At 34.9% G+C, this 5,363-nt stretch carries 4 protein-coding genes and 2 pseudogenes; 2 read left to right on the top strand and 4 right to left on the bottom strand.

The annotated features are described in order from the left end of the window. Positions 1 to 125: 125 nt before the first annotated feature. Positions 126 to 397 (bottom strand): annotated as a pseudogene (locus tag AC1DJR_RS19430) (HesB/YadR/YfhF family protein). 15 nt (positions 398 to 412) lie between these two features. Continuing rightward, positions 413 to 1,295, bottom strand: a pseudogene (locus tag AC1DJR_RS19425) (MFS transporter). Positions 1,296 to 1,530: 235 nt separating this feature from the next. On the opposite strand from AC1DJR_RS19425, the gene AC1DJR_RS19420 reads away from it, so the two are divergent. After that, a complete protein-coding gene (locus AC1DJR_RS19420) occupies positions 1,531 to 1,809 on the top strand; it encodes a hypothetical protein (protein WP_429687293.1) in 279 nt (92 codons plus the stop codon). Positions 1,810 to 1,890: 81 nt separating this feature from the next. On the opposite strand, the gene AC1DJR_RS19415 is transcribed toward AC1DJR_RS19420, so the two are convergent. Next, positions 1,891 to 4,410, bottom strand: coding sequence for a PBP1A family penicillin-binding protein (locus AC1DJR_RS19415; protein WP_429687294.1), 2,520 nt, complete (start codon positions 4,408 to 4,410; stop codon positions 1,891 to 1,893). 466 nt (positions 4,411 to 4,876) lie between these two features. Here AC1DJR_RS19415 and AC1DJR_RS19410 point away from each other — a divergent pair, with 466 nt between their 5' ends. Then, positions 4,877 to 5,086, top strand: coding sequence for a KTSC domain-containing protein (locus AC1DJR_RS19410; protein WP_002085762.1), 210 nt, complete (start codon positions 4,877 to 4,879; stop codon positions 5,084 to 5,086). 67 nt (positions 5,087 to 5,153) lie between these two features. Here the strand turns inward: AC1DJR_RS19410 and AC1DJR_RS19405 are convergent. Beyond that, positions 5,154 to 5,363: YqaE/Pmp3 family membrane protein (locus AC1DJR_RS19405; RefSeq protein ID WP_002035374.1), on the bottom strand; the 210-nt coding region annotated here is incomplete at its 5' end.

Genomic DNA, 5,363 nt, shown 5'->3' with positions numbered 1-5,363 from the left:
TAAAAAACCGAGCTGCACTCATGCACAGCTCGGTTTTTTATAATATTTATTTCATATTCCCATAAATATAATTCTTATATAAAATTTATTTATTTTTAATAAAATTATTATTTTACATAATTAAATTAAATTTCTTCCGTTTCTTTACGATAGCTTACAACTAATTCATAGTTTTGAAAGTACGAAAGATCATCAAAATCTATAAAAATTAACTACCGTCTTTCTCAACTGACACTATTTCCCCATCTGATTTCTCAGAAACAATCCCTAAAGAATATCCGGGCTGAATTGAGCTATTTCCTCCTTACCTTACAATACATCAAATAGATTCATCATGCTTTATACGCAATTCTTCCTTAAACCATTGTAGAGCATCATGATCAATCGAAATTTTCATCTTCGTTCCTCCTGTTTACGCAAAATCCTTTTTGCCTAATCTTTGTTTTACAAAAATGACAAATATAATTAAAGCTATTAATCCTGAAATTGCACTACCTGCGAATAAAATACGGTAACCAAACATTTGTGAAACAACTCCAAGTAAAATCGCACCTAATCCAATCCCTAAATCAAAAGCGGTAAAGAATGAAGCGTTAGCAACTCCTCTTTTACTAGGATCAACAATTGTCAGCATCGCTGCTTGTAAAGCGGGCTGTGCTGAACCGAATCCAACACCATATAATGCCGCTGCAATCATTACACCTATCAAACCATTTGAACTCGTTAGTACAACTATCGCTAAAATAGTAATACATAGTGCCGGAAGTATGATAAAAACTTCTCCATACTTATCTAATAGTTTTCCTGAAATAGGTCGTACAATTGTTAAAGCAATTGCATATACAAGAAAGAATGTCCCAGGATTCACATCAATTGATGACGCGAATAACGGTAAAAATGTTGTTATTCCTCCATATGCAAATGATAAAAAGAAAACAACAACCGTTATTGATAAAACGGATTTTTCAAACAGCTGAATTTTCCCTTTTTCTTTTTGTGGCGTGAATGGCATTTTCGTTATTAACGATAATACGACTGCCATAAAGGATAAAAGAGTTGCTAACAAGAATAGACCATGAAATGAATAATTTTGTACAACCCATAATCCAATCATCGGGCCAATTGCCATCGCGATTGATTGTAAACATTCCCATCATCAGTCCAACTTGCGATTCATTTCCACCAATCTCTTTAATAAAGAGCGGGAGCGTTGGAACAAGTAAATAAAACCCCGTAAATAAAAATAACATCGCGATAGTCATTTGTATAAATGATTTCGTCCATAATCGTTCCATTAAAATCCCTCCATAAACACGTAAAATATTACAATCAACACATCAATTGTATATTTTTCATGTTCCCTTGCCCTCCGCTAATAGACGTATCTTTTCATAATAAATGGTCTACCATCAATTTAAGTTGGTCTTACGACTTTATGCCTATGTTTTAAGCAAAAAACCTATATATGTACCTTTATATGTTCTAGAAGAATATACTATTTTATTATTAAACTTAGGAGTGATCGTTTTCATGTGGGTATCACCAAGAATAACCGCCGTTGTCCCATCAGCTCCCTCAATACATGTTCCTGTCGTCCATACAGCTAGTTCCGATGTTGGTATCGAGCTTCCTGCCGCTTGGCAACAATATCAATCGACTGACCAAGTCACCCCTTCATTTTGGCATCATGGTACACACCCTAGTAGTACTACTTTTTATAGCCCTAGTTATCCAATACCTCCGACTCAATTTTTTTATCATTTCCCATCAATTTACTTTCAAAATTTCTATGGTACTTTTAACATTTAAAAATAATATTAATTTTTATAATATAAAAAGCACCAAAGAAACCGTTTTATCGGTACCTTTGGTACTTTTTAAATGCATTATTTATTGTCCATTATTGGAAGGAGCCTCTCCTGTGTTCCCGCCAGTAGTTGGTGGGGTTGGAGTTTCTTGGCCACCTCCAGTGGTTGGTGGATTCGGAGTTCCTTGGCCACCTCCAGTGGTTGGTGGATTTGGAGTTCCTTGGCCACCTCCAGTGGTTGGTGGATTTGGAGTTCCTTGGCCACCTCCAGTGGTTGGCGGATTTGGAGTTCCTTGGCCACCTCCAGTGGTTGGTGGATTTGGAGTTCCTTGGCCACCTCCATTAGTTGGTGGATTTGGAGTTCCTTGACCATTTCCATTGTTTTGTTCATTTTGCTTATTCTGTTCATCTTGTTTCTTTTGCTCTTCTTGCTTCTTAAGCTCTTCTTGCTTCTTAAGTTCATCTTGTTTCTTTTGCTCTTCTTGTTTCTTAAGTTCTTCCTGTTTCTTTAATTCCTCTTGATTTTTCTCTTCTTCAGTTTTTTGCTGTTGATCTTGTTTTGGTTGTTCCGTTGTATCCGGTACGCTAGTATTTGGAGATGAATCACGTTTTTCACCTTTTATACGCAATTCACTACCTTCTTGAATAACACTACTTGGCATTTTAAAGCGTGATTTATCTGTAGCCATCTCGCTCATCATTGCTTTAAAGATCAACTGTGCAATTTTTGTATTTTTACTACTAATATACTCGTCTTTACCATCTTTCGTATATCCAGTCCATACTGCCATCGTATATTGCGGTGTATATCCTGCAAACCAACTATCACGAGTTGCACTTTCTGGAATTCCATATTGTGCTAGCTGTTTTGTAGAATAGTTAGTTGTACCTGTTTTACCAGCTACATCTAAAGAGGCCACATTTGCCGATGTACCAGTACCTGATGTAACTACAGAACGAAGCATATCAGTAATCATATATGCTGTAGAATCCGCCATAACTGGTTTTGGTTTTTGTCCAAAACTTTGTGACTTGCCGTCTGGATAAACTACTTTCTTAACAAAATGCGGCTTCGTATACTTACCGTCATTCCCAAATGCCGCATAAGCACCTGCAATTTCAGTTGGTGACGCTTCATTTGTACCGATCGCTGTTGATTCTGTCGGTGCTACATTAAATGTAATACCTAATTTCTCAGAGAACTCTTTCGATTTACTAATACCTACCTCTTTAGCTGTTTTAATAGCTGGGATATTACGTGACTTTGTTAGTGCTTCACGCATTGAGATTGGCCCTAAATGACTTCTATCTGCATTTCTCACTTCTTGGCCAGTTGAATACTTAAATGGAGAGTCATCGATTTGATGATACGTAGCCCATTTTAAATATTCAATAGCCGGTGCATAATCAAAGATTGGCTTCATCGTTGAACCAGCTGCACGATCTAATTCAATCGCCATATTATGTCCTTTAAATACTGCTTTATTTTCACCGCGCCCACTACCTATAGCGCGAACTTCTCCAGTTTTCGTATCCATAAATGTGAAAGCACCTTGGAACTTATCGTTTGGATAATTAATAATATTTGCATTTAAAAGCTGATCAGCAAAATCTTGCGCTTTTGGATCCAAAGTTGTATAAATTTCTAAACCGTCAGATCCAATATTAACATCTGGTATTTCTTTTTCTACTTCTTTCACAACTGCATCCATAAATGCAGTATGTGGCATCGCTTGTAGTTCAGCTGCACTCTTAATATTTTTATCCACTGGTACTTTCGATGCTTCTTCCATTTCTGCCTTTGTAATATAACCATGTCGATTCATTAACCCTAGTACAGTATTTCTTCTTTCTGTTGCCCTTTGAACATTTTCTTTTTTCGTTGGGTCATAGTTATTCGGTGCTTTTGGTAAACCGGCAAGCATCGCAACTTCTGGTAATGTTAAATCTTTTAATTCTTTACCATAGTAGTTTTGTGCCGCTGTTGCGATTCCATATGAACGGTTACCTAAATTAATTTTATTTAAATACATTTCTAAAATTTCATGTTTTGAATACTGTTGTTCTAGCTTATAGGCTAAATATATTTCCTGAACTTTACGTTTTGACGTTTTTTCCATCGATAAGAAGTAGTTTTTAATAACTTGCTGCGTTATCGTACTACCACCTTGAGAGCCATAATCTCCCTTAAGACTAACTAAAACTGCACGAGCAGTACCTTTAAAATCTACTCCGCTATGCTCATAAAAACGCGAATCTTCTGTTGCTAAAAATGCATTTTCTACCAATTTAGGGATTTGATCATACGTAACATTCGTCCGCTTTTCTTTCCCATATTCATATACCAAATTCCCGTCTTTATCATAAATTTTTGAGGATAACGGATTAACAAGTTTTGCTTTCTCAAGTTTTGGTGCATCCTTAATCATTACGAAAAAGGTAGCAACCCCTGCCACTAAACCTACAATACCAAGTAGTAAACAACTGATTAAAAATTTACGAAAAAACGATGTTTTACCTTTTGGTTTTGTTTTTTTAGAAGCTGGCTGTTTTTTCTTTTGAACTTGTCGTCGCTCCTCTCGAGAACGATAATTTTCTGACATGTTACTTTCTCCTGCCTTTCAATTCTCCCGTTGATTTACTTGAAAATATTGAGGTCACTTTCCCAAATACATTTAATCAAGAAAGTATATTGACCTGGAGCATTCAATATTTTCCTAATTCACAGATTATACATTTTAGAATACTTCTTATACAAACTATTTTCACTTCTATTTTTTCTAATAATACTGCCCCTTAAAGCATAGAATGTAAGAAGTGAATTTTTAATACCTCGTATAAATAATATACCTTTTTTTCAAATGGTCAATATTTTCTTATTTATAAATCAAAGGTGAAATAAAAATAGCACAACGATATGTACTTCGTGTGAACTTCCTTATAATTACGTATAACAAACATTTAATATATTGCATATAAGTATAATACTCCTTTAATTATTAGGATTTCAACACGACAATCCCCTTCACTACAAGAAACCATCTAAAATGAAAAATAAGGAGTTGCGTAATGATGAAGCTATCTCCCGTTATTTCAAAAAAATTAGTTGCTGTTGGCTATAATCCTTTTTCTATGATTTTACGTATTCAACTAAAGAATGGTATGTATGATTTCTTTAATGTGCCAGAAAGCATTTACACCGGTTTATTAAACGCACACTCTAAAAGTTATTATCATAATACTTATATTAAAAATTCTTACCGCTATACTAAAATTTAAACTTGATTGGCATACAAAAAAGAAAGGCGAATCAAATCTCCTTTCTTTTTTGTATGTCAATCGCAATTTACCTTCTATTTCTTTTATTAATTTCATCATACGCTTGAACTTGTTTTTTAAGTCGCCTGTCGGCTTTTTTATCATGTACCACAAGAACTGCGTGTATCGCTCCTGGAACCCAAAAAATTAAGGTTAAAATGAAATTAATAATCGCTTGAAACGGCTTTCCGCAAAATAAAACAGCTACCGGCGGAAGTAGAATTGCTAATAAGTACAT

This window comes from Bacillus sp. 05T31 (genome assembly GCF_056396725.1).
The sequence above is the reverse complement of the archived record's forward strand: the minus strand, read 5'-3'. Positions and strand labels throughout refer to the sequence as shown.